The organism is Rhizobium sp. GN54 (assembly GCF_021026345.1).
In the GTDB taxonomy this organism is placed as follows: Bacteria; Pseudomonadota; Alphaproteobacteria; order Rhizobiales; family Rhizobiaceae; genus Mycoplana.
This window is the reverse complement of record NZ_JAJNCZ010000005.1, coordinates 130,630-154,377: the sequence shown is the minus strand read 5'-3', so window position 1 is coordinate 154,377 and position 23,748 is coordinate 130,630. Positions and strand designations below refer to the sequence as shown.

General features: G+C 66.3%; 23 protein-coding genes and 1 tRNA gene. 16 read left to right on the top strand and 8 right to left on the bottom strand.

What is annotated here, in order from left to right:
* Position 1 precedes the first annotated feature (1 nt).
* The 5 genes from LQK81_RS15610 to LQK81_RS15590 form a co-directional block, all read right to left on the bottom strand.
* Positions 2-469 (bottom strand): UPF0262 family protein, encoded by a 468-nt coding sequence (locus LQK81_RS15610; protein ID WP_230807470.1) that lies wholly within the window; start codon positions 467-469, stop codon positions 2-4.
* A 16-nt stretch (positions 470-485) separates the two neighbouring features.
* Positions 486-1,784, bottom strand: a complete 1,299-nt coding sequence (gene hisD, locus LQK81_RS15605) for a histidinol dehydrogenase (RefSeq protein ID WP_230807286.1) — start codon at positions 1,782-1,784, stop codon at positions 486-488.
* A gap of 130 nt (positions 1,785-1,914) precedes the next feature.
* A complete protein-coding gene (locus LQK81_RS15600) occupies positions 1,915-2,352 on the bottom strand; it encodes a DUF2948 family protein (protein ID WP_230807285.1) in 438 nt (145 codons plus the stop codon).
* Between the two features lie 261 nt (positions 2,353-2,613).
* Positions 2,614-3,906: a UDP-N-acetylglucosamine 1-carboxyvinyltransferase gene (murA, locus tag LQK81_RS15595; protein ID WP_230807284.1), complete on the bottom strand. Its 1,293-nt coding sequence runs from the start codon at positions 3,904-3,906 to the stop codon at positions 2,614-2,616.
* Positions 3,907-4,191: 285 nt separating this feature from the next.
* On the bottom strand, positions 4,192-4,365 hold the full coding sequence (locus LQK81_RS15590) for a hypothetical protein (protein WP_230807283.1): 174 nt from the start codon (positions 4,363-4,365) through the stop codon (positions 4,192-4,194).
* A gap of 222 nt (positions 4,366-4,587) precedes the next feature.
* Between LQK81_RS15590 and LQK81_RS15585 the strand changes: the two genes are divergently transcribed.
* The 14 genes from LQK81_RS15585 to dhaK all read left to right on the top strand — a co-directional run bounded on the left by LQK81_RS15585 (position 4,588) and on the right by dhaK (position 17,187).
* Positions 4,588-4,662 (top strand) — tRNA-Thr (locus LQK81_RS15585).
* Positions 4,663-5,088: 426 nt separating this feature from the next.
* The gene (locus tag LQK81_RS15580) at positions 5,089-6,414 is read left to right on the top strand and encodes an ABC transporter substrate-binding protein (RefSeq protein ID WP_230807282.1); all 1,326 of its coding nucleotides are present in this window, start codon (positions 5,089-5,091) and stop codon (positions 6,412-6,414) included.
* Between the two features lie 73 nt (positions 6,415-6,487).
* On the top strand, positions 6,488-7,462 hold the full coding sequence (locus LQK81_RS15575; protein ID WP_269064995.1) for a carbohydrate ABC transporter permease: 975 nt from the start codon (positions 6,488-6,490) through the stop codon (positions 7,460-7,462).
* The gene (locus LQK81_RS15570) at positions 7,459-8,412 is read left to right on the top strand and encodes a carbohydrate ABC transporter permease (RefSeq protein WP_176949121.1); all 954 of its coding nucleotides are present in this window, start codon (positions 7,459-7,461) and stop codon (positions 8,410-8,412) included. Before LQK81_RS15575 ends, LQK81_RS15570 begins: the two co-directional genes overlap by 4 nt.
* Positions 8,413-8,671: 259 nt before the next feature.
* The gene (locus LQK81_RS15565; protein ID WP_230807280.1) at positions 8,672-8,878 is read left to right on the top strand and encodes a hypothetical protein; all 207 of its coding nucleotides are present in this window, start codon (positions 8,672-8,674) and stop codon (positions 8,876-8,878) included.
* Positions 8,879-8,880: 2 nt separating this feature from the next.
* Complete coding sequence (locus LQK81_RS15560) at positions 8,881-9,978, top strand: ABC transporter ATP-binding protein (protein WP_230807279.1); 1,098 nt, start codon at positions 8,881-8,883, stop codon at positions 9,976-9,978.
* Positions 9,971-10,978: an ABC transporter ATP-binding protein gene (locus tag LQK81_RS15555; protein WP_230807278.1), complete on the top strand. Its 1,008-nt coding sequence runs from the start codon at positions 9,971-9,973 to the stop codon at positions 10,976-10,978. The genes LQK81_RS15560 and LQK81_RS15555 overlap by 8 nt, the downstream gene beginning before the upstream one ends.
* 92 nt (positions 10,979-11,070) lie before the next feature.
* Complete coding sequence (locus tag LQK81_RS15550) at positions 11,071-12,726, top strand: dihydroxyacetone kinase subunit DhaK (protein ID WP_230807277.1); 1,656 nt, start codon at positions 11,071-11,073, stop codon at positions 12,724-12,726.
* Positions 12,727-12,749: 23 nt separating this feature from the next.
* Positions 12,750-13,370 (top strand): dihydroxyacetone kinase subunit DhaL, encoded by a 621-nt coding sequence (dhaL, locus tag LQK81_RS15545; RefSeq protein WP_230807276.1) that lies wholly within the window; start codon positions 12,750-12,752, stop codon positions 13,368-13,370.
* The gene (gene dhaM / locus LQK81_RS15540) at positions 13,367-13,765 is read left to right on the top strand and encodes a dihydroxyacetone kinase phosphoryl donor subunit DhaM (protein ID WP_230807275.1); all 399 of its coding nucleotides are present in this window, start codon (positions 13,367-13,369) and stop codon (positions 13,763-13,765) included. The genes dhaL and dhaM overlap by 4 nt, the downstream gene beginning before the upstream one ends.
* Positions 13,766-13,779: 14 nt before the next feature.
* On the top strand, positions 13,780-14,106 hold the full coding sequence (locus LQK81_RS15535) for an HPr family phosphocarrier protein (protein ID WP_230807469.1): 327 nt from the start codon (positions 13,780-13,782) through the stop codon (positions 14,104-14,106).
* Positions 14,090-15,691 (top strand): putative PEP-binding protein, encoded by a 1,602-nt coding sequence (locus LQK81_RS15530; RefSeq protein WP_230807274.1) that lies wholly within the window; start codon positions 14,090-14,092, stop codon positions 15,689-15,691. The genes LQK81_RS15535 and LQK81_RS15530 overlap by 17 nt, the downstream gene beginning before the upstream one ends.
* A gap of 1 nt (position 15,692) precedes the next feature.
* Positions 15,693-16,091: a hypothetical protein gene (locus tag LQK81_RS15525; RefSeq protein ID WP_230807273.1), complete on the top strand. Its 399-nt coding sequence runs from the start codon at positions 15,693-15,695 to the stop codon at positions 16,089-16,091.
* A gap of 97 nt (positions 16,092-16,188) precedes the next feature.
* A complete protein-coding gene (gene dhaK, locus LQK81_RS15520) occupies positions 16,189-17,187 on the top strand; it encodes a dihydroxyacetone kinase subunit DhaK (protein WP_230807272.1) in 999 nt (332 codons plus the stop codon).
* Positions 17,188-17,272: 85 nt separating this feature from the next.
* Here dhaK and LQK81_RS15515 read toward each other — a convergent pair whose 3' ends face one another.
* On the bottom strand, positions 17,273-17,527 hold the full coding sequence (locus LQK81_RS15515; protein WP_230807271.1) for a GlsB/YeaQ/YmgE family stress response membrane protein: 255 nt from the start codon (positions 17,525-17,527) through the stop codon (positions 17,273-17,275).
* Between the two features lie 239 nt (positions 17,528-17,766).
* On the opposite strand from LQK81_RS15515, the gene pncB reads away from it, so the two are divergent.
* Entirely contained in the window at positions 17,767-19,071 is a 1,305-nt protein-coding gene (gene pncB / locus LQK81_RS15510) for a nicotinate phosphoribosyltransferase (protein ID WP_230807270.1), read from the top strand.
* A 207-nt stretch (positions 19,072-19,278) separates the two neighbouring features.
* On the opposite strand, the gene rhaI is transcribed toward pncB, so the two are convergent.
* Both rhaI and LQK81_RS15500 read right to left on the bottom strand, forming a co-directional pair.
* Positions 19,279-20,568, bottom strand: coding sequence for an L-rhamnose catabolism isomerase (gene rhaI, locus LQK81_RS15505; protein WP_230807269.1), 1,290 nt, complete (start codon positions 20,566-20,568; stop codon positions 19,279-19,281).
* A gap of 29 nt (positions 20,569-20,597) precedes the next feature.
* The gene (locus LQK81_RS15500; protein WP_230807268.1) at positions 20,598-22,703 is read right to left on the bottom strand and encodes a bifunctional rhamnulose-1-phosphate aldolase/short-chain dehydrogenase; all 2,106 of its coding nucleotides are present in this window, start codon (positions 22,701-22,703) and stop codon (positions 20,598-20,600) included.
* A 212-nt stretch (positions 22,704-22,915) separates the two neighbouring features.
* On the opposite strand from LQK81_RS15500, the gene LQK81_RS15495 reads away from it, so the two are divergent.
* Positions 22,916-23,728: a DeoR/GlpR family DNA-binding transcription regulator gene (locus LQK81_RS15495; RefSeq protein WP_230807267.1), complete on the top strand. Its 813-nt coding sequence runs from the start codon at positions 22,916-22,918 to the stop codon at positions 23,726-23,728.
* Positions 23,729-23,748 lie beyond the last annotated feature (20 nt).

The window sequence follows — 23,748 nt, the reverse complement described above, 5'->3', positions numbered from 1 at the left end:
CTCACCCGCGCCAGTAGAGCACGCAGACCAGCGTGAAGAGCCGCCGCGCGGTGTCGAAATCGAGCCTGATCTTGCCGGAGAGCCGGTCCATCAGCGTCTGCGAACCGTCATTGTGGATGCCGCGCCGGCCCATGTCGATCGCCTCGATCTGGCTGGGCGTGGCCGAGCGGATCGCCTGATAGTAGCTTTCGCAGATCAGGAAATAGTCCTTCACGATCCGCCGGAAAGGCGTCAGCGACAGGATGTGGGTGGCGACCGCGCCGCCGTCCTCGGTGCTGATGGCGAAGATCAGCTTCGAATCCATCAGCGACAGGTTGAGCCGGTAGGGGCCGCCGGTGTGGCCGACCGGCTCGAAGGAATTCTCCTCGATCAGGTCGAAGATCGCCACCGCCCGCTCATGCTCGACGTCCGGCGTGGCGCGGCCGATCGTCTCGTCCAGCACCACGTCGCATAGGCGGAAGGCGGGCATCCTCGTCATCCCTCCATCATCCTCCGGCGTTGAGGCGGATGGAAACGGAGCGCGCATGCGCGCCGAGCCCCTCGGCCTCGGCAAGCGTGACCGCCGCAGGACCGAGCTTGCGCAGCTGCTCGAGGCCGAGCCGCAGGATCGAGGTGCGCTTCATGTAGTCGAGCACCGATAGGCCGGAGGAGAAGCGGGCCGAGCGGGCGGTCGGCAGCACGTGGTTGGAACCGCCGACATAGTCGCCGATCACCTCCGGGGTATGGCGGCCGACGAAGATCGCCCCGGCATTGCGGATCTTCGGCAGCAAGGCGTCGGGGTCGGAGGTGGCGATTTCCAGATGCTCGGCGGCAATGCGGTTGGCGAGCGGCACGGAATCTTCGAGGTCCGGCACCAGGATGATCGCGCCGAAGTCGCGCCAGCTGGCCGCCGCCGTCTCCGCGCGTTCCAGCGTCTTCAACTGGCGGGCCACTGCCGCTTCGACGGCATCGGCGAGTTCGGCGCTGTCGGTGACCAGGATCGCCTGCGCGCCGCGGTCGTGCTCGGCCTGGGCCAGAAGATCGGCGGCCAGCCAGTCCGGATCGTTCCCTTCGTCGGCGATCACCAGCACCTCGGAAGGTCCCGCGATCATATCGATGCCCACCGTCCCGAACACCTGGCGCTTGGCGGCCGCGACGAAGGCGTTGCCGGGGCCGGTGATCTTGGCGACGGGCGCGATCGTCCCGGTGCCGTAGGCGAGCGCGGCGACGGCCTGCGCGCCGCCGATGCGGTAGATCTCGTCGACGCCGGCGATCCTGGCCGCCGCCAGCACCGCCGGGTTGATCGCGCCGTCCTTGGCCGGCACCACCATGACGATGCGCGGCACGCCGGCGACCTTGGCCGGAACGGCGTTCATCAGTACCGAGCTCGGATAGCTGGCGGTGCCGCCCGGCACATAGAGCCCGACCGCGTCGATCGCCGTCCAGCGCGATCCGAGCCCCACGCCGATGTCGTCCTCGTAGAGGTCGTCCTTCGGCAACTGGCGGGCGTGGTGCTTCTCGATGCGCCGGGCGGCCAGCTCGAGCGCGGCGACGACCTCCGCCGGCGTATCCCGATAGGCCGCCTCGATCTCGTCCGCGCCGACGCGCATCGGCACGGTGCCGAAATCCAGCCCGTCGAAGCGCAGCGTATAGGCGGCAAGCGCCCGGTCGCCGTGCTCGCGCACGTCGTCGATGATGGCGCGGACCGTGGCGTTCACGTCCTCCGACACCTCGCGCTTGGTGGTGAGGAAGGCGGCGAACCGCGTTTCGAAGTCGCCGTCGCGAAAATCAAGCCTGATCGCCACTGTTCAATCGTCCTGTCGTGCGGCGGGAAGGCTCCGCCCTGCCTGGATGGTGCGGGTGCAGGAAACCCGGCGACCCGTCGATGCGTCCCGTCGCGCGGCATTGCGGGCCGGCGGACGATGCCTCACTGCTCTAGCTTGCCGGATGCTGCGGTTTCAAGCTCGTTTCCCATGCACCGCCGACATCGGCGAGCTGGCTTTCGATGCATTCGACGTCGAGCGCGAACTGGGCGTCGCCCGACATGACCAGCTCCACCGTGCCGTCCGGCCCTTCGCCCGCAGGCGAGAACCGGATCGCCAACAGGGAGAGGACCGCCTCGCGGTCGCTCCGATCGATGCCGATCGCGCGCACTGCGCGCACGCGCTTGAAGGCGATCATGGCGCGCCGGCGCTCGAAGGCCTTGCCGCGCGCGCCTGCCGTCTCCCAGACAAAGCGGTTGACGGCGAGCGAGAACACGCCGTGGCGGGCATCCCAGCTGACGTCGCCGGTCTTGAAGACGGCGTCCTGCAGATGCGCGGAAACGACCGAGAGATCGTCTCCGTCGAGGGCCAGCAGCCTCAGATTGTCCATGATGCTCCTTTTCGGCAGCCTTGCGGCCGCCCCTGATTGCCGACATCGCGCGCCGCGCCGGTTGGCTGGCCGCCCATTTGCGTTCAATTCAGGAAATAGGACGGGAAACGGGCGAGCGCAACTGCGCGCGAGGTGCAGCCGGCAGCGATCCTGCCGGGCCACCGGAGAAGGCGAGGGGTCTGTCGCAGATCTGGGCCCATGCGATGGCGCAATCATCGAATGCCCGGCACATTCATCGCCGGGCATGGTCCAGCCGGTCCGTCAGTCGCTGACGCGTTCCACCGAGGCGCCGCAGCGGTTCAGCTTCTCTTCCAGCCGCTCGAAGCCGCGGTCGAGATGGTAGACGCGCGAGACCATCGTTTCGCCTTCGGCGGCAAGGCCGGCGATGACGAGTGAGACGGAGGCGCGCAGGTCGGTCGCCATGACCGGTGCGCCGCGCAACCGCTCGACGCCCTCGATCTTGGCCGTCTGGCCGGAGAGCGAGATCTTCGCGCCGAGCCGGGCGAGCTCCTGCACGTGCATGAAGCGGTTTTCGAAGATCGTCTCGGTGATGTGGGAGACGCCGGAGGAGCGCGTCATCAGCCCCATGAACTGCGCCTGCAGGTCGGTCGGGAACCCGGGATAGGGATCGGTGACGATATCGACCGGCTTGATGCCGGCGCCGTTGCGGACGACGCGGATCCCGCTATCGGTCGTCGTGATCTCGGCGCCGGCGCGGCGGATGGCTTCCAACGCGGTGTCGAGCAGGTGCGTTTCGGTGCCCTCGAGCACCACGTCGCCGCCGGTCATCGCCACCGCCATGGCATAGGTGCCGGTCTCGATCCGGTCGGGCAGCACGCGGTGGCGCGCGCCGGAAAGCGAGGCGACGCCTTCGATCGTGATCGTACCCGTCCCCGCGCCGGTGATCTTCGCGCCCATGGCGTTCAGGCACTTGGCGAGATCCTGCACTTCCGGCTCGCGTGCCGCATTGCCGATGACGGTCGTGCCGCGGGCGAGCGTCGCGGCCATCATCATGACGTGCGTGGCGCCGACCGAAACCTTGGGGAAGGTGTAGCGGACGCCGATCAGGCCGCCCTCGGGCGCCTTCGCGTCGATGTAGCCGCCGTCGATCTCGATCTGCGCGCCGAGCGCCGTCAGCCCCTCGATGAAGAGGTCGACCGGGCGCGTGCCGATCGCGCAGCCGCCCGGCAGCGACACGCGCGCCTTGCCCTCGCGTGCGAGCAGCGGGCCGATCACCCAGAAGCTCGCCCGCATCTTCGAGACCAGCTCGTAGGGCGCGGTCGTGTCGACGATGTTGCGCGAGGTGAAGTGGATCGTGCGGGAATATCCCTCGCTCTGGCGTTCGCGGCGGCCGTTGACGGAGATGTCGGCGCCATGGTTGCCGAGGATGCGGATGAGCTGCTCGACGTCGGCGAGATGCGGCACGTTTTCCAGCGTCAGCGTATCGTCGGTCAGAAGCGAGGCGATCATCAGCGGCAGCGCCGCGTTCTTGGCGCCGGAGATGGGAATGACGCCCTTGAGCGCGTTGCCGCCTACAATCCTGATACGATCCATGTGTGCCTACGGGCCTGCGCCCGCCTTTCTCAATCTACCGGCTCCCGGAGGAAGGCGCCTCCATAGAGCATCGCGGCATAAAAATGAAGCCTCCCGCAGGAGACCGCCCCGGCGCGAATGCCGGAAACTGTGTATTGACCGTCCGGAAGAGGGGGATAGGTCACCGGGATGCCGGATCCCGTCGTCGCCGACGCTTGGCCGGCGCAGGCCAGCGTGCCGATAGCCGACCGTTTCGGCCGCGCCATCTGGTTGTCCCCTCGCGCCGGAAACGGCGTTCTCGACACTCTATGACTGTGATTCGTCCGAATTTGCGGCAGGCAGCCCCTCGGTCTCGTCGGCTGCGCCCGCACGCCGCGCCCGCGCCTGCTGCTTGCGGCGGGAAAGGTTGTCGCGCAACGTCTTCGCCAGGCGCGCCTTGCGCTCTTCGGCGCGGGCGCGCACCGCGTCGCTCTCCGGCATCTGCGTCTTCGCCGGAGGCCTGCCGCGTCCATCCGCGCCGCCGCCCGTCTTTCCGTCCTTCTCCATACCCCACCGATAGCGCGAAACACGCCTTCGCAAAAGTGCCGCGGGCTTTTGCCGAATTTGTTGTCCCCATGATGCGTTTGCGGCTTGCATAGGGGGTAAGACTATGGCAATAGGCGCCTCGCTCGACGCGAACGCAGGCAATCTGCTTCGCCGGATGCTGCTATAGCTCAGGGGTAGAGCACTCCCTTGGTAAGGGAGAGGCCGAGAGTTCAAATCTCTCTAGCAGCACCATTTTTTTCCCTTGGTATATAAATCCACGCGAACCGGCTTGCGCCGAAGCGTGCGGCTGCAGCCGTCGCGCAATCTCTGCGGACGTTGCCGAGGCGACCCTTGCCGGTCGCCTGGTCCGCGGCTGATCTCGGCCATCCCGCTCGGCGTCGGCTCGCGGGCGACCGTGGCGACGGCCTGCCCGGGCCGGCCTGAGACGCCACGACGACAGCTGAACATTGGCGGTTGTGATAAGGTGGGCCGGGTATCCCGCAGTTCCGGCCCTTTCTGCTGCGGCGCAGCGACGATTGTCCCTTGATATGTTGAGTGATTTGCGTATCACTAAACAGATTGCTCAACATGGCAGAGTGAGGGCCGTGCCGGGCATGTTCATGCAGGGAGTTTTCCGAAGGGTGGCGTGGGGCTTCCTTTCGAATCTGGGAGGATTTCATGAAAACGATGTGCAGACCCCTTCTCGGGGCAACGATGGCGCTTGGCCTTTCGACGGCTTTGCCGACGCTCGCGCAGGCCGACGAACTGACGCTCTGCTGGGCCGCCTGGGACCCGGCCAACGCGCTGGTCGAGCTTTCCAAGGACTTCACCGCGCAGAGCGGCACGCAGATGAAGTTCGAGTTCGTGCCCTGGCCGAATTTCGCCGATCGCATCCTCAATGAGCTGAATTCCGGGGGCAAGCTCTGCGATCTCCTGATCGGCGACAGCCAGTGGATCGGCGGCTCGGCGGAGAACGGCTACTACGTCAAGCTGAACGACTTCTTCGACAAGGAAGGTATCAAGATGAGCGACTTCGCCGAAGCCGCCGTCAATGCCTATTCGACCTGGCCGAAGGGCACGCCGAATTACTGGGCGCTGCCGGCCATGGGCGATGCCAATGCCTGGTTCTACCGCAAGGACTGGTTCAGCAAGCCGGAGATCCAGGCCGAATTCAAGGCCGCCACGGGGCGCGACCTCGCACCGCCGACCACCTGGGACGAACTGCTGGAGACGGCCAAGTTCTTCAACGGCAAGGAGATCGACGGCAAGAAGGTCTATGGCGCGGCGATCTTCACCGAGCGGGCCTCGGAAGGCATCACCATGGGCGCGACGCAGGCGCTCTACCCCTATGGCTTCAAATACGAGAACACCACCGGCAAGTATGACATGGACGGTGCCGTGAACTCCGAGGGCGCCGTCAAGGGACTGGAGGCCTACAAGGAACTCTACAAGTGCTGCACGCCGCCGGGCTATACCGACGCCTACATGGGCGAGACGCTGGACGCGTTCAAATCCGGCCAGGCGGCGATGGCGATGAACTGGTTCGCCTTCTTCCCCGGCCTCGCCAAGGATGAGAACGTCGGCGGCGACCGGATCGGCTTCTTCGTCAACCCGAAGGAGGCGACGGCCGCCTCGACGCTCGGCGGCCAGGGCATCTCGGTCGTGGCGAATACCGACAACATGGACGGCGCGCTCGCCTACATCAAATGGTTCGCCCAGCCCGACGTGCAGAAGAAGTGGTGGCAGCTCGGCGGCTATGCCGTGCACAACGACGTGCTGAACGATCCCTCCTTCAAGGATAGCCAGCCTTTCGCGGCCGACTTCCTCGTGGCCATGAACCAGGTGCAGGACTTCTGGCAGGAGCCGTCCTACGCTATCCTGCTGCAGGCCGCGCAGAAGCGGTTCCACGACTATGTGGTGGCCGACCAGGGCACCGCCAAGGAGGCGCTCGACGGGCTGGTCAAGGACTGGACCGAGATCTTCGAGGACGAAGGGAAACTCTGATTTCCTCCCGGCGGGTCGTCCGGCGCCTGTCCGGGCGGCCCGCCGCAAGCACGTTCCTCCAAGCCTCAAGGTAATGTCCGTGATCAATTCTGATACGACCATACTGGAAAAGGAGCCGGAACGGGCCGCGACCTCGAGGCCTGCTTCGCTCGCCCGGCGCATCGGCGGCCTCTCCGACCGCGCGATCGCCTGGCTCTTCATCACGCCGACGATCGCGCTGCTTCTCGCCATCAACATCTTCCCGCTGATCTGGGCGGTGCGGCTCTCCTTCACCAACTATCGCGCGAACCGGCCGAATGCGGTGGTGGAAAGCGTCGGGTTGCAGAACTACCAGCGCGTGCTGACGGACAGCGACATCTGGATCGCCATGCAGACGACCGCGCATTTCGTCTTCTGGACGATTGTGCTCCAGACGCTGATCGGCTTTTCGCTCGCCTACCTGATCGACCGCAAGTTCCGCGGCCATGCCTTCTGGACGACCGTCATCCTGATTCCGATGATGCTGTCGCCGGCGGTGGTCGGCAATTTCTGGCGGTTCCTCTACCAGCCGCAGATCGGCCTGTTCAATTATATCGTCTCCTACGTCACCGGCGTGCCGCCTTCCTCTTTCGAGATGCTGGGTTCGGTTTCGCTGGCGCCGTGGTCGATCATCATCGTCGATACCTGGATGTGGACGCCCTATGTGATGCTGATCTGCCTCGCTGGCCTTCGCTCCATTCCCGACTACATCTATGAGGCGGCGGAGGTGGATCGTGCCTCGGCCTGGCGACAGTTCTGGTCGATCACCATCCCGATGGCGCTGCCCTTCATCATGCTGGCCGTACTCTTCCGCGGCATCGAGAACTTCAAGATGTTCGACATGGTGATGCTGCTCACCGGCGGCGGACCGGGATCGACCACCGAGGTCGCCTCCATCACGCTCAAGCGTGAGGCGTTCGAAAGCTGGCGGACGGGGCGGGCGTCGGCCTTCGCCATCATCCTCTTCGTCGCCGTCTTCGGGCTCGCCAACATCTACGTCAAGGCCTTGAACAGGGTGAAGCAGAGATGAGCAACGCCACCTCCGCCCATTCCGTCGTCGAGCCGAGTGCCACGACAAAGCGCATCGCCGGCATCATCGTCGTGCTCTATGCGATCGTCACCATGGTGCCGCTCGCCTGGATCTTCATGACCAGCTTCAAGTCGCCGCCGGATTCGATCAGCTATCCGCCGAAGCTCGTCTTTACGCCGACGCTGGAAGGCTATTGCAACCTCTTCACCACCCGCACCCGGCAGACGCCGGAATATATCCAGTCGCTCGGGCCGCCGCAGTCGACCTGCGACGAGATCACTCGCAGCCGCAACATGGTGATCGCCGGCCCCTCCAACTACTGGCCGCGCTTCACCAATTCCATGGTGATCGCCTTCGGCTCGACCTTCCTGGCCGTCTTCCTCGGCACGCTCGCGGCCTACGGCTTCTCCCGCTTCCGGGTGCCGCTCGCCGACGATCTCCTGTTCTTCATCCTGTCGACGCGGATGATGCCGCCGATCGCGGTCGCGATCCCGATCTATCTGATGTACCGCGAGCTCGGCCTGTCGGACACCGCGCTCGGCATGATCCTGCTCTATACGGCGGTCAACGTCTCGCTCGCCGTCTGGCTCTTGAAGGGCTTCATCGACGAGATCCCGCGCGAATACGAGGAAGCCGCGATGATCGACGGCTACACCCGCCTGCAGGCCTTCCGCAAGGTCGTTCTGCCGCAGGCGACGACGGGGATCGCGGCGACCGCCATCTTCTGCCTGATCTTCGCCTGGAACGAGTATGCCTTCGCGGTGCTCTTGACCTCGGGCTCGGCCCAGACCGCGCCGCCCTTCATCCCGACGATCATCGGCGAGGGCGGCATGGACTGGCCGGCGGTTGCGGCGGGAACGACGATTTTCCTCGTGCCGATCCTCGTCTTCACCATCCTGCTTCGCAAACAGCTGCTGCGCGGCATCACCTTCGGAGCGGTGCGCAAATGATCGGGCCTGTTTCTCCTTGCGGCGTCCCCCTCACCCGGCCTCCGCTGCGCTCGGCCACCCTCTCCCCGTGGGGGAGAGGACAACCATACGCGCCGCGTTACCCTGGAAAGACGAGCAGGAACGAAAGCGTCCATGCTCTATCGAGACCGGATCGCCGGCACCAATGGACCTCCTCTCCCCAGCGGGGAGAGGGTGGCCGAGCGCAGCGGAGGCCGGGTGAGGGGGCGGCACCCCGAAACATCGAGGAAGGCAACAAGCGATGACCGTCCAGTCCGAACCCATCAAGCGCAAGCGCCGTCCCTTCTTCCTCCGTCGCGGCCCGATGGAAAACATCGCCACCGCCTTGATCGCACTCGGCTTCCTCATGCTGTTCCAGCCGTTTGCGCTGGTCTTCTACACCTGGTCGCTGGTGACGCTGCTCGCCGGCACCGTCATGTTCATCGTCGTCTCGAAGTTTCCGGAGTAGCCATGGCGGAGATCAGGGTTGAAAACCTGCGCAAGCAGTTCGGCGATTTCGCCGCGGTCGAAGACTCCACCTTCACCGTGAACGACGGCGAGTTCCTGGCGCTGCTCGGGCCGTCCGGTTGCGGCAAGACGACGACGCTCAGGATGATCGCAGGACTCGAGCTGCCGACCAGCGGCCGGATCCTGCTCGGTGGCGAGGACGTCACCTTCAACCGGGCGAGCGCCCGCGACATCGCCTTCGTCTTCCAGCTCTTTGCGCTCTATCCGCACATGAACGTCCGCAGGAACATCGGCTTTCCGCTCCTGTCGCAGGGCGTGCCGAAGGCGGAGATCAAGACGCGCGTGGAGGAAACGGCGCGGCTCCTGCAGATCGGCCATATCCTCGACCGCTCCGTCTCGGGCCTTGCCGGCGGCGACCGCCAGCGCGTGGCGCTCGGCCGCGCCATCGTGCGCCGGCCGAAATGCTTCCTGATGGACGAGCCGCTCGGCACGCTGGATGCGGAATTCCGCGAGGTGATGGTCCACGAACTGCGCGAACTGCACAACCGCATCCACGCCACCACCGTCTACGTCACCCATGACCAGCACGAGGCGATGGCGATGGCCGACAAAATCGCCGTGATGAACCACGGCGTGATCGAGCAGTACGGCACGCCGCAGGAGATCTATGCCCGCCCGGCCTCGATGTATGTCGCCGATTTCATCGGTTCGCCGCCGATGAATTTCCTGCGCTTCCACTCGGGCCTCGAAACCGGCGCGACCAGCGTCACCGTCGGCGAGGTCGCAGTCCGCGTGCCGCAGGTGCACGCGGTGCGCGAGCCCGGCGAACTGGCGCTCGGCGTCCGCCCCGAGCATGTCCGCTTCAGCGACGCCGCGCCCTTGCGCGGTTCCGTCTATGGCAGCGAATATCTCGGCACCAACCAGATTGTCTCGGTCGAGACGGCCCAGGGCCTGGTCAAGGCGCGCGTGCCGGCGGAACAGAGCTTTGCGATCGGCGAGAATGTCGGGCTCGAACTCGACCATGACCGGCTGTCGCTGTTCGATTGCGCATCCGGCAAGGCCGTTCCCTCGTCTCTCACTGCGGAGGCCCGTCATGGCTGAAGTCACGCTTGCCGGCATCAGCAAGGCTTTCGGCGAAACGCAGGCCGTCAGCAATGTCAGCCTGACCGTCCGCGACGGGGACTTCGTCGTCCTGCTCGGCCCCACAGGCTCCGGCAAGACCACGACGCTGCGGCTGATTGCGGGCCTGGAGAAACCCGATTCCGGCCGCGTGGCCATCGCCGGCCGTGATGTCGCCGGCGAGGCGCCGGCCAGTCGCGACGTCGCTTTCGTCTTCCAGCAGTATTCGCTCTATCCGCACCTGACCGTCTACGAGAACCTCGCCTTTCCGCTGCGCTCGCCGGCGCGTCGCCTGCCGGCGGGCGAGATCGACGCCCGCGTGCGCGAGGTGGCGAAGATGGTGCGTATCGACCACAAGCTGGAAAACCGGTCTACCCGCCTTTCCGGGGGCGAGATGCAGCGCGTGGCGATCGGCCGGGCGCTGGTGCGCAAGCCCGCGATCTACCTGATGGACGAGCCGCTCTCCTCCCTCGATGCCAAGCTGCGCGCTGAGTTGCGGCTGGAGCTGAAACGCATCCAGAACGAGATCGGCTCGACGCTGCTCTACGTCACCCACGACCAGGTCGAGGCAATGACGATGGCCGACCGGATCGGCATCCTGGCGGAGGGAAGGCTGGCGCAGATCGGCACGCCCCGCGAGATCTACAGCAATCCCGCCAATCTCCACGTCGCCGCCCGGCTCGGCCAGCCGCACATCAACCTGATCCCGGAAGGGCTGCTTCCCGGCGGCAGCGCGCCTAGGGGCACGAAGACGATCGGCGCCCGCACCGAGCATCTGGAGATCGTCCGCTCCGGCCAGGGCAATGCCGAGATCGACTGGATCGAACACCTGGGCGACCAGAACCACCTGCACATCAAGGTCGGCCAGCACAAGCTGGTGACGCTTGCCGATCCCTACCTCGCCGTCGGCCGGGGCGACCGGATCGACTTGAAGCTGCGCAACCCGCTCTATTTCGATGCCGGAGGGCAGAGGTTGACGTGACGGCGTGGGCACGGCGCGGCCCGCGAATGAATTTGAACTTTCGCCGCGCCTCGTTCGGGCTGGGCAGGAAACGACAGGACGGGATGGTCAGGATGAAGCATTTCTTCAACCGCAGGGAAGACATCGTCACCGAGGCGCTCGACGGCCTGCTTCTCTCGACCCCGCAGGGTCAACTGGCGCGGCTCGATACCTATCCGGCGATCAAGGTGATCGTGCGCGCCGACTGGGACAAGTTGAAGGTCGCCGTCATTTCCGGCGGCGGTGCCGGCCACGAACCCTCGCACGCCGGCTTCGTCGGCAAGGGCATGCTGACGGCAGCCGTCTCCGGCGAGATCTTCGCCTCGCCAAGCGTCGACGCGGTGCTGACCGCGATCCGCGCGGTGACGGGCGCGCCGGGCTGCCTGCTGGTGGTGAAGAACTATACCGGCGACCGGCTGAATTTCGGCCTGGCGGCCGAGAAGGCCCGCGCCGAGGGCTACAAGGTGGAGATGGCGATCGTCGCCGACGACATCGCCCTTCCCGACCTTCCCCAGCCGCGCGGCGTCGCCGGCACCCTCTTTGTCCACAAGATCGCCGGCCATCTCGCCGAAGCCGGGCAAGGCCTCGAAGCGGTCGCGGCGGCTGCGCGCGCGGCGGCGGCCGACATCGTCTCGCTCGGCATGTCGCTGTCGACCTGCTCCATTCCCGGTCAGGCGCACGAGGACCGGCTGGGCCCCGGCGAGGGCGAACTCGGCCTCGGCATCCATGGCGAGCCTGGTGCGGAGCGCATTGCTCTGCAGGAGGCGGCCGCGATCGTGGCGACCATGGCCGAGCGGCTTTCGGCGACGCTGAAACCCGGCGGCGACCATGCGCTCCTGATCAACAATCTCGGCTCCGTGCCGCCGCTGGAGATGGGGCTGATCGCCCGGGCCGTCCTGACGTCGCCGCTCGCCGAACGGATCAGGCTCGTCATCGGCCCGGCGCCCTTGATGACGGCGCTGAACATGAACGGCTTCTCGCTGTCGCTGTTGCGGCTTGACGCGGAGAGGGCCGCAGCCCTGGCTTCCGGCGTCGCCCCGCGCGCCTGGATCGCTCCCGTCGAACGTCATCCGCTCTCCGTCGTCCCCGCACCGCAGGCCGCCACAGCTCCGGGCGCCGGATCGGCCGGCGCGGGACGGCCGGCCGATCCGGCCGCGGCCGGCGCCCTGCTCGACGCCATCTGCAATCGTCTCGTGGCGATGGAGGACGAGTTGAACCGGCTCGACGCGCGCACCGGCGACGGCGACACCGGCTCGACGGTCGCCACCGGAGCCAGAAGCGTGCTGGCGCTGAAGCCGAAGCTCCCGCTGGCAGACGCCGCAGCGACGATGGCGGCGATCGGCGAGGCGCTGGGGACCAGCATGGGCGGCTCCAGCGGCGTTCTGTTGTCGATCTTCTTCACCGCCGCGGCACAGAACCACGGCGCCGGCGGCGATCTTCCCGCAGCGCTCGCAGCCGGCCTCGAGCGGATGACCTTCTATGGAGGCGCGGCCCCCGGCGACCGGACCATGGTCGACGCGCTCGCACCGGCACTTTCGGCGCTGGAGAAGGAGGGGATCGCCGCCGCTGCGAAGGCGGCGCGCGCCGGCGCTGTCGCGACCGGCGCCATGACGCGGGCCAAGGCCGGCCGTTCGTCCTATCTCGGCGCGCGCGATCTCGAAGGCGTTCCCGATCCAGGCGCCGAAGCCGTTGCGGCAGTCTTCGAGACCGCTGCCGCGGCGATGGGTTGAACGGGAGAACGGGGAGCGGGAACGTGGAAGCCGGCCAATCCTTCCTTCCGGGCCTGATCGAGGCGTGTAGCGCGGCCATTGCGCACAATGCCGATCATCTCTGCCTGTTGGACCAGGAGATCGGCGACGGCGACCACGGCACCAACATGCGGCGGGGCTGCGAGGCGGTGTTCGAGGAGCGGCACATGCTGGCGGGCCTGCCGCTGCCGCAGGCGCTGGAACGGATCGGCATGACGCTTGTGATGTCGGTCGGCGGCGCATCCGGCCCGCTCTACGGAACCCTGCTGGTGGAACTCGGAAGGGGGCTGGCGGGTGAGGAGCCCGGCGTACAGAAGGGCTTTTCGTCCGCTCTGTCGCGGGCCGTCGACGCCGTCGCCCGGCGCGGCCGGTCGGGCGCAGGCGAAAAAACCTTGCTGGACGTGCTTTACCCGGTGCAGTCGGAAGTGCGAATGCAGTCCACGCTCGACAACATCGCAATCGAGGCGCAGGCCGCGGCCGAACGCACCGTTGCGATGAAGGCCGAGCGCGGGCGGGCGTCCTTTCTCGGCGACCGTTCGATCGGACATATGGATCCGGGCGCCTGCAGTTGCGCCCTGCTGACGGGCGCGATCTGTCGCTATCTTGGGGAGACGGAAGGAGCATGAAGGCCAATGGCGCAAATGTCGGGATCGTCATCGTGTCGCATTCGCCCCTGATCGCCCGCGGCACCGCCGACATGGTCCGCCAGATGGTCGGCGACAGCGTGCCGCTCTCCTGGTGCGGCGGCAACGCCGAGGGCGGCCTCGGCACCAGCGCCAGCGACATCCTGGCCGCGATCGCCGCCGCCTGGTCGGAGGCGGGCGTGGCGGTCTTCGTGGACCTCGGCGGGGCGGAGACCAACAGCGAGATGGCGATCGAAATGCTCGAACCTGCGCGCGCGCGCCGCGTCGCCATCTGCAATGCCCCGGTCGTCGAAGGCGCCGTGATCGCGGCCGCCGAGGCATCCGGTGGCGCGACCCTGTCGAAGGTGGTGGCAACGGCGGAGGAGCTTTCCCCGTGAACGATCAGCGTCCCATGGCCGACCGGCCGCACGATGCGGCCTCAGCCATCGCCTTCGCGACGGTCGAGGTCACGCACGACATCGGGCTGCATGCCCGGCCGTCGGTGGTCTTCACCCGGCTCGCCAAGTCCTTCCCCTGCGCGATCGGCGTGGAGGTGAATGGCGACGGCGTCTGGCTGAACGGCAAGAGCATCGTCAAGATCATGGGCGCACGCATCAGAAAGGGCTTCGTTCTCTCGATCCGCGCCGAAGGTGCGGCGGCGCCGGAGGCCGTCGCCGCGCTTCGCACCCTGGTCGAGCGGAACTTCGACGAAGAGAAGAGCCATGCCCGAAGCGCTTAGGCTGAAAGGGCAGGGGGCTTCTCCGGGAATGGCCCGCGGACCGGCCTATGTGATGGCGCCGGAGGATGGCCGCGCCCGGGGTGTCCGCGCAAACGGCAGCGATGCCGCCCGGCTCGCCGAAGCGGTCGACCGCGCGGTCGAGGCTCTGCGGGAGCTTGCCGGGCGCTCGGATCTGGAAAGCGCTGCGATCCTGGAATTCCAGATCGAGATGCTGCGCGATCCGGCCCTGCTCGAGCCGAGCCTGGAGCGGATACAGCGCGGAGCCGAGGCGGGCGCCGCCTGGGCGGCCACCATGGACGCCTATGTCGCCTCCTTCGAGGACGCCGAAGACGAGCATATCCGCGCCCGCGGCGCAGACATGCGCGATATCCGCCAACAGGTGCTCCGGGCGTTGCATGGCGAGCGTCCGCCGGATTTCCCGCAAGGCTCGATCCTCGTCGGCCGCGACATCGCCCCCAGCCTGTTTCTGTCGCACGACTGGTCGCGGGGCGGCGGCATTGCGCTTTTCGGGGGCAGCGTCGCGAGCCATGTGGCCACACTCGCTCGCAGCCGCGGCGTACCGATGGTGGTGGCCATGTCCGGCGCCGAAATCGAAACGGGGATGGAACTTGTTGTCGATGGCGACGACGGCGTGGTCGCGGGCGGTCGCGCGGCTTGTGCGTCGGAGCTCGTCGACGACCGGGCTTCAAGCCTGCCGGTGCCCGACGGCCGGCAGGCCGACGAAATCCCCCTGCACACAGCCGACGGCATCAGGCTGACCCTGCAGGCCAACATCGATCATCCTTCGGAACTCCGCCATCTTTCGCCTTCCGGTATCGACGGAATCGGGCTGTTCAGGACCGAATATCTGATGGGCGCGCCGGCCGATCTGGCCGACGAAGAGCGGCAGGTCGAAATCTATGCCGAAACGCTCGCCTGGGCCGGCGACCGGCCGGTGACGATCCGCCTTCTCGACTTCGGCGCCGACAAGCCGCCGCCCGGCGAGGCGACCGATCCCTCCTCCTTCCTCGGCTTGCGCGGCATCCGGTTGCTGCTGGCACGCCCCGGCATGCTGCGCACCCAGGTGCGCGCCCTCCTGCGTGCGGCCCCCGTCGGGAGGCTGCGGGTGCTGCTGCCGATGGTGACGGCGCCGTCGGAAGTCGAGCAGACGCGTGCCGTCTTTGCCGAGGAGGCGGCGCGGCTTTCCGCCCGTGGCGTAACGCACGCCATGCCGCCGCTCGGCCTCATGGTCGAGGTGCCGGCCGCAGCCCTGATGCCGGAGACCTTTAAGGCCGAGTTCTTCTCCTTCGGCACCAACGATCTCGCCCAGTATCTGTCCGCCAGCGCCCGCGATAACGCGGCCGTGTCGCCGCTCTACCCGGCCGCGCGCGCTGCCGTCCTGCGGTTTCTGGAGATGACGATGCCGCTGGTCGCGGCAACCGGCAGGCCCGTCGGCATCTGCGGCGACCTCGCAGGCGATCCCGCGGCCCTTCCCGCACTGCTGTCCTGCGGTTTTCGAGACTTTTCCATGGCGCCGAGGCGAATGACGCTTGCGCGCGCGGCCCTTTCGCGCTTGAACGCCGACGGCAGCGAGGCAAGAGGCTGAAATGGCACGCGAGGCAGGCGAAGAGGCGACGGTCGCCTACAAGACGATCCTTGCGGATATCATCGACAACCGGCCGTCGGGGACGCGACAGCGCCTCGCCACGGCACTCGGCAAGCACCGCAGCTTCGTCACCCAGATCACCAGCCCCACCTATGCGACCCCGCTGCCGTCGCGCCACCTCGCGACGATCTTCCGCGTGTGCCACATGAGCGCGATGGAGCAGGAGCGCTTCCTGAGCGCCTACGAGAAGGCCCATCCCGGCAAGCTGCCGGACCTGGCCCCGACCGACGGCCAGCGGGCGCTGACCTTGAACGTTCCCGATTTCGGCGACGAGCTGAAGAACCGCCAGTTCGACGAGGCCGTCTCGGAGTTCGTGGCAAAGCTGTCGGCGCTGCTCTGACACTCCGCACCGGCAAGCCGGGCAAGACGAACGAAGTGGAACGGACTTGAGGGATGTTCCCGGCATGAACTAGGATCGTGCCGGGCGGAGGAGGAGCATGAAGAAATTCATGAACAGGGCGGATCGGATCGTCGCCGAAAGCCTCGAAGGCTTCGTTCGGGCGCACGAGGGATCCGTCGTGTTCGGAACCGGTGGCCGCAATATCCGCCGCCGGGAGTTGCGACCGGGAAAGGTGGCGATCATTTCCGGCGGCGGCGCCGGGCACGAGCCGATGCATATCGGCTTCGTCGGTCCCGGCATGCTCGACGCCGCCTGCGTCGGCCACATCTTCACCTCGGCCACGCCCGACCAGATTCATGCCGCGATCGTCGAATGCGACACCGGCGCCGGCGTTCTGCTGGTCGTCAAGAACTATGACGGCGACGTCATGAACTTCGAGATGGCCGCGGAGATGGCGGTCGCGTCGGGCCACAGGGTCGAGACGGTGATCGTCAACGACGATATCGCCACCCATGCGGCTCCGCGCAGTTCCGGCCGGCGCGGCGTCGCCGGCACGCTGGTGGTGGAGAAGATCGTCGGTGCCGCGGCCGAGGCCGGCATGGTGCTCGCCGGGCTCAAGGCCCTGGGCGAGCGGACGGTCGCGGCCACCCGCAGCATGGGCGTCGCCGTCCACGGCGCCACCGTGCCTGCCTCCGGCCGCGCCGCCTTCACGCTGTCGCCGGAGGAAATGGAGGTCGGCGTCGGCATTCACGGCGAACCCGGGCGCACGCGCGCGGCCTTCGAGCCGGCCGACAGGATCGCGGACCTGCTGTGCACGGAGATCCTCGCCGATCTGGCAGCGCCCGCCGACGCGCCGGTGCTGCTCTTCGTCAACGGCTTCGGCGGTACGCCGGCCTCAGAACTCTATCTGATGTACGGCCTTGCGCGGGCGCGGATGGAACAGGGCGGGCTCCGTGTAGCCCGCTCGCTCGTCGGCACCTATGTGACCTCGCTCGACATGGCCGGGCTCTCGATCACCGTCTCGCTGCTCGACGAGCAGCGCCTGCTCCTCTGGGATGCCCAGGTCGCCACGGTGGCGCTGCGCTGGGGCGCCTGAGCGCAGGGCATTTCCCGATCGTGCAAGGACGGCGGTCGATTTCGGCCGCCGTCCGCTGGAATCTGCAAGGCGGCGCTGCCGCGTTTCAGGCCCGTTTGATCACCTTGATCAGCAATAGCAGGATGATCGCCCCGATCGTGGCGTGGATGATCGCCCAGAGGATGCCACCGCCGACGCCTATCCCGAGCCGGGGCAGAAGGAAGCCGGCGATGAAGGCGCCGACGATGCCGATGACGATGTTGCCGAGCAGGCCGAATCCGTAACCGGATACGATCAGGCCCGCGAGCCATCCTGCAATTGCGCCGACGATAAGAAAGATAATGATGCTCTCAATACCCATGTGCACGCCTCCCGAGCGCGGGTTGGAAACACCTGCGAGCATCGATTGAAGGCGAAGAGATTACAAGACCTTATCTTCGCCCCTGCGCGGATTGCGCGCACTGTTCCCCAGCCGGCGTGTCTTGCGGCCGGGCGGGGGGCGTGCGATGAGTGCGACGGACCCGGGAGCGCAACCGCCGGCACCATCCCGATCCTCGAATTTTCGGCCGGCGGGCAGAGCAGTGCAGCGAGGTGGGAGAGATGACCAAGACGGATATTGCCCGTCGCGTATACGACAATGCCTGGAAGCTCGACCCGATCGTGCGCAGCCTGCTGGATACGGACTTCTACAAGCTCCTGATGCTGCAGATGATCTGGAAGCTCTATCCGGACGTCGATGCCACCTTCTCGCTGATCAACCGCACGAAGACCGTGCGCCTCGCCGACGAGATCGACGAGCAGGAACTGCGCGACCAGCTGGATTTCGCTCGCACGCTGCGCTTCACCAAGAAGGAGATGATCTGGCTGGCCGGCAACAGTTTCTACGGCCGCAAGCAGATCTTCTCGCCCGAGTTCCTCGCCTGGCTGGCCGAGTTCCAGCTGCCGGAATATCATCTGGCGCGCAAGGAAGGTCAGTACGAGCTGACCTTCGAGGGGCGCTGGTCGCAAACCACGATGTGGGAAATTCCGGCACTTGCCATCGTCAACGAACTGCGCTCGCGCACCGCGATGAAGGACATGGGGCCGTTTGCGCTCGATGTGCTCTATGCCCGCGCCAAGGCGAAGATGTGGTCGAAGGTGGAGCAGTTGCGCCAGCACCCGGAACTGCGCATCTCCGATTTCGGCACCCGCCGCAGGCATTCCTTCCTGTGGCAGCGCTGGTGCGTGGAGGCGCTGAAGGAGGGGATCGGCCATTCGTTTTCAGGCACCAGCAACGTGCTGCTCGCCATGGACACGGATCTCGAGGCGCTCGGCACCAATGCCCATGAACTGCCGATGGTGGCGGCGGCGCTGGCGCGAAATGACGCCGAACTGGCCGACGCGCCCTACAAGGTGCTGCAGGACTGGAACCAGCTCTATGGTGGCAACCTGCTGATCGTGCTTCCCGATGCCTTCGGCACCGCGGCGTTCCTGAAAAACGCGCCGGACTGGGTGGCCGACTGGACCGGCTTCCGCCCCGACAGCGCGCCGCCGATCGAGGGCGGCGAGAAGATCCTCGCCTGGTGGAAGAAGATGGGGCGCGATCCGCGCGAGAAGCTCCTGATCTTCTCCGACGGTCTCGACGTCGACACCATCATCAGGACCTACGAGCATTTCAAGGGCCGGGTGCGCATGAGCTTCGGCTGGGGTACCAACCTCACCAACGACTTCGTCGGCTGCGCACCGCAGCCTTTCCGCGGGCTGGACCCGATCTCGGTGGTCTGCAAGGTCACTGACGCCGGCGGCCGCCCGGCCGTGAAACTCTCCGACAACCCCCGCAAGGCGACCGGCGATCCGGCGGAGGTCGAACGCTACCTGAAGTTCTTCGGAACGGAGGATTTCGTCGAACAGGCGGTGAAGGTGTAGGATTTTGGTGATGGAGGGCGGGAGATGCCCCTCATCCGCCTGCCGGCACCTTCTCCCCGCAAGCGGGGAGAAGGACGAGTGCCGCGAAGTTTCCGGTCCCCTCTCCCCGCTTGCGGGGAGAGGGTAGGGTGAGGGGCAATATTCAGTTCTGTAACTTTGTCAGGGCCGCTGACGTCAGCCTCGGGCGTGCTGTCGCCTCGCGTTGTTTCACACGATCCCGCCGCCACCTCCGGCTACCGCCGGCCGCTCGGCCGCGACTTTCGCCCGGTACCCCGCGGCACGATAGCAGCTGACCGGGTCGATCGCGCCGCCGCTCTCGGTGCGCGCCATCGCCAGGATCGGCTCGACGTCGGTGCGGAACGCGGCCTTCAGCGTCTCGGATGCCATCAGCGCGTCGTTCTCCTCCTGGTAGCCCGACAGCGCCGCCCGGTCGACGAGCAGCCCCTGCGCATAGGCGCGGCAGACTTCCGTTGCGCTGCGCATCAGGCTCTCGATCGGATCGGTGACGTTGTGGCTCTGGTCGAGCATGTGCGCCGGCGCGAAGCCTTCCGCCTTGCGCTCCTCGGCATTCACCAGTTCATTGAAGACGAGGAACAGCCGGTAGGGGTCGATCGAGCCGGTATCGAGGTCGTCGTCGCCATATTTGGAATCGTTGAAGTGGAAACCGCCGAGCTTGCCGAACTGGATCAACCGGGCGACGATCATCTCGATGTTGACGTTCGGTGCATGATGGCCGAGGTCGACGAGGCAAAAGGCCTTGTCGCCCAGTTCCTTGGCGATCAGGTAGTTGGTGCCCCAGTCCTGCACGACGGTGGAGTAGAAGGCCGGCTCGTACATCTTGTGCTCGGAGAAGATGCGCCAGTCGTCGGGCAGATGCTTGTAGATCGCCTTCATCGCCTCGAGATAGCGCTCGAAGCTCCGCGTGAAATCGGCCTGGCCGGGGAAGTTCGTGCCGTCGCCGATCCACACCGTCAGCGCTTTTGAGCCGAGCTTGCGGCCGATCTCGATGCACTCGATGTTATGCTCGATAGACTGCCGGCGCGTCGCCGCGTCCGCGTGCGAGAGCGAGCCGTACTTGTAGGAATGCTCCTGCTGCGGCGCGTCGGAGAAGGTGTTGGAGTTCATCGCATCGAAGCCGAGGCCCAGTGCGGCGCCCTTTTCCTTCAGCGCCGAAAGATCGGAGACCTTGTCCCAGGGGATGTGCAGCGAAACGGTCGGGGTGGCGCGCGTCAGTTCGTGGATGACGGCGCAGTCCTCGAGCTTGTCGAAGATGTTACGCGGCTCGCCCCGGCCTGGAAAGCGGGCAAAGCGCGTGCCGCCGGTGCCCACGCCCCAGGAGGGAACGGCGACGGCGTAGTCCGCGACCTTGCGCTTGACGGTGTCGATGTCGACGCCGCGCCGCGCCAGCTGCTCGCCGAGATGGGCGTAGTCGCTTGCAAGTGCTGACGCCTGTTTCGCGTTCTCGGCCGCGATCAGGTCCTTTGAAATGATGCTCATGCTTCGTCCTCCCAGACCGGGCCGTTTGCTTATCGCGTGAACGACTGGGCGTTGCCGGCGTCGACGTTGATGATGTTGCCGGTCGACTTGGCCGACATGTCGGAGGCGAGGAAGTAGATCGCCTCGGCGATGTCCTCCGGAAAGACGCTGCGCTTCAGCATGGAGCGCTCGCGGTAGTGTGCCTCCAGGTCGTCGGTCTTGTAGGTCGCCGCCCGCTGTTCCTTCCATTCGCCGGTCCAGATCTTCGAGCCGCGCAGCACCGCATCCGGATTGACGACGTTGACGCGGATCTGCTCGGAAGCGCCCTCAAGCGCCAGGCAGCGGGCGAGATGGATCTCTGCCGCCTTCGCGGTGCAGTAGGCGGCAGCACCCGGAGACGCGGCCAGGCCGTTCTTGGAGGCGACGAAGACGACATTGCCGCCGGCCTTCTGCCGGCGGAAGATCCGGAACGCCTCGCGCGAGACGAGGAAATAGCCAGTGGCGAGAATGTCGATGTTCTTGTTCCAGAGCGAAAGCGTGGTCTCCTCGATCGGCGCGGAGGAGGCGAGCCCGGCATTGGAAACGAGAATGTCGAGGCCGCCGAAATCGACGAGCGTGTCGGCGAAGCTCTTTTCCACGAGCGCCTCGTCGGTGACGTTCATGGCGACCGAGCGGACGAAGTCTTTGCCGTAGCGGGCGGCGAGCTCCGACTGGGCGATGGCCAGCGCCTCCGCATCGATGTCGGCGAGCACGACGCAGGCGCCCTCGGCCATCAGCCGGTTGGCGGTTGCCTTGCCGATCCCGCCGGCGCCGCCGGTGACGAGCGCGATGCGTCCGGCGAGGCTCTTGGGCTTCGGCATGCGCTGCAGCTTCGCCTCCTCCAGAAGCCAGTATTCGATGTCGAAGGCCTCCTGCTCCGGCAGGCCGACATAGGTGGAAACGCCTGCGGCGCCGCGCATGACGTTGATGGCGTTGACGTAGAACTCGGCCGAGATGCGCGCGGTTGCCTTGTCCTTGGCAAAGGTGATCATGCCGACACCGGGAACGAGGTAGACGACGGCGTTCGGATCGCGCATCGCCGGGCTGTTGTCGTGCTTGCAGCGCTCGTAGTAGGCGGCATAGTCCGCCCGGTAGGCTGCGACGGCATCGGCAAGGCCCGCAAGCGTGGCGTCCACGTCGGGATTTGCCGGATCGAAATCGACCACCAGCGGGCGGATCTTGGTGCGCAGGAAATGGTCCGGGCAACTGGTGCCGAGCGCTGCGAGCGGCGCCAGGTTCTTCGAGGTCACGAAGTCGAGAACGGCCTCGCTGTCGTCGAAATGGCCGACCTTGCTCTCGTCCGCACCGATCAGGCCGCGGATGACTGGCATCAGCGTCTGCGCGACCGCCCGGCGCTCATCGGCGGCCAGCACAGGCTTGACCGCGCCGCCGAAGGCGGGGGCCGTATTGTTCGCCTCGAACCAGGCGATCGCCTTGTTGATGATCTCGATCGTCGTCTCGTAGCATTCCTTCGCCGTGTCCGCCCAGGTGAACAGGCCGTGGCTCTCCAGAACAACGCCGCGCGCGTCAGGGTTTTCCTTGCAGAACTTTTCCAGCCACAGGCCGAGTTCGTAGCCGGGACGCTTCCACGGCAGCCAGCCGATGTCGTCGCCGAAGATTTGCTGCGTCAGCTCGCGGCTGTTCTCGGAAGCGGCGATGGCAATGATCGCGTCGGGATGCATGTGGTCGACATGGATGCGCGGCACGTAGGCATGCAGTGGCGTGTCGATGGAGGCGGCGCGCGGATTGAGGTTGAAGGTGCAGTGGGGGAGGTAGCCCACCATCTCGTCCTCATGCTCGAGCCCCCGGTAGAGGCCCTTCAGCGCCTGCAGCTTCTCCATATAGAGGGTGGCGAAGCCGTCCATCCTGATCGTGCCGACGTCGCCGCCCGATCCCTTCACCCAGAGCACCTCGACCGTGCCGCCGCCGAGCGGATCGTTCTCCTTCACCTTGGCAGAGGTGTTGCCGCCGCCGTAATTGGTGATGCGCTTGTCCGAGCCGAGAAGGTTCGAGCGATAGAGCAGGCGTTCCGGCTCGCTCATCGCGGCCGCCTTCGCCTCGTCCCAGAGATTGGCAAGGCGTGCGCCTTGCTGCCCATTCACCTGTTTGTCCAGCATCGGCATTTCCTCCCGGTCTTCCATGTCGCGACCCTCGGACGATATCGGGGCCGCACCTCCAGTTCGGGGATTCAAATCTCACGGATGCGGCAAGCGTGTCAATCACAAACGATCAAAATCAGTCATACTGCGCTGCACAATGAAAAAACATGACCGATCATGATTGACATTGCGCGATCGTGATGGAAGCATGCAAACCATTGGGAGGAGCCATGCACGAGAAGGAAAGACATCGGATCATTCTGTCGGCCGTCCAGGAAAAGCCCGTCGCCACGGTGCAGGAACTGGTGGATCTGACCGACAGTTCCGAAGCGACGATCCGTCGGGATATCGCCGCCCTGCACGTGCAGAAGCGCCTGCGCCGCGTGCGCGGCGGCGCCGAGGCGATCAATCCGCCACAGTTCGTCGGCCTTGCCGGCCGTCCCTTCAGCGTCAACGAGGCGCTCAATGCCAGGCAAAAGCAGGCGATCGCGAAGGAAGCGGTGGCGCTCTGTCAGGATGGCGAGCCGATCATCATCAACGGCGGCACGACGACCTTCCAGATGGTGCACTTCCTGGCGAACCGTCGCATGCAGGTCTTCACCAATTCCTTTCCGATCGCCGAGCACCTGCTGAAGCATTCGAAGAACACGGTGATGCTCTCCGGCGGCACGATCTACCGCGAGCAGAACATCATCCTCAGCCCGTTCGAGAACGACGTCACGCGCAACTTCTATGCGCGGCGCATGTTCATGGGCGCCCAGGGGCTCGGGCCGCTCGGCCTGATGGAGGCCGATCCGCTTCTGATCCAGGCCGAGCAGAAGCTGATCGACCAGGCCGACGATCTGGTCGTGCTGGTCGACTCCTCGAAATTCAGGAAGCGCTCCAGCCTCATCCTGTGCGGGTTGAAGCGCATCGCAACGGTCATCACCGATACGGGCATCGAGGACAGGGAAGCCTCGATGCTGGAGAATGCCGGCGTCAGCCTGATCGTCGCGGACGTTCGGGCGGCGGCTCCGGTGGAGAATGCTCCCTCGCAGGCATAGGGCCGGTCGGGGAGGGGAAC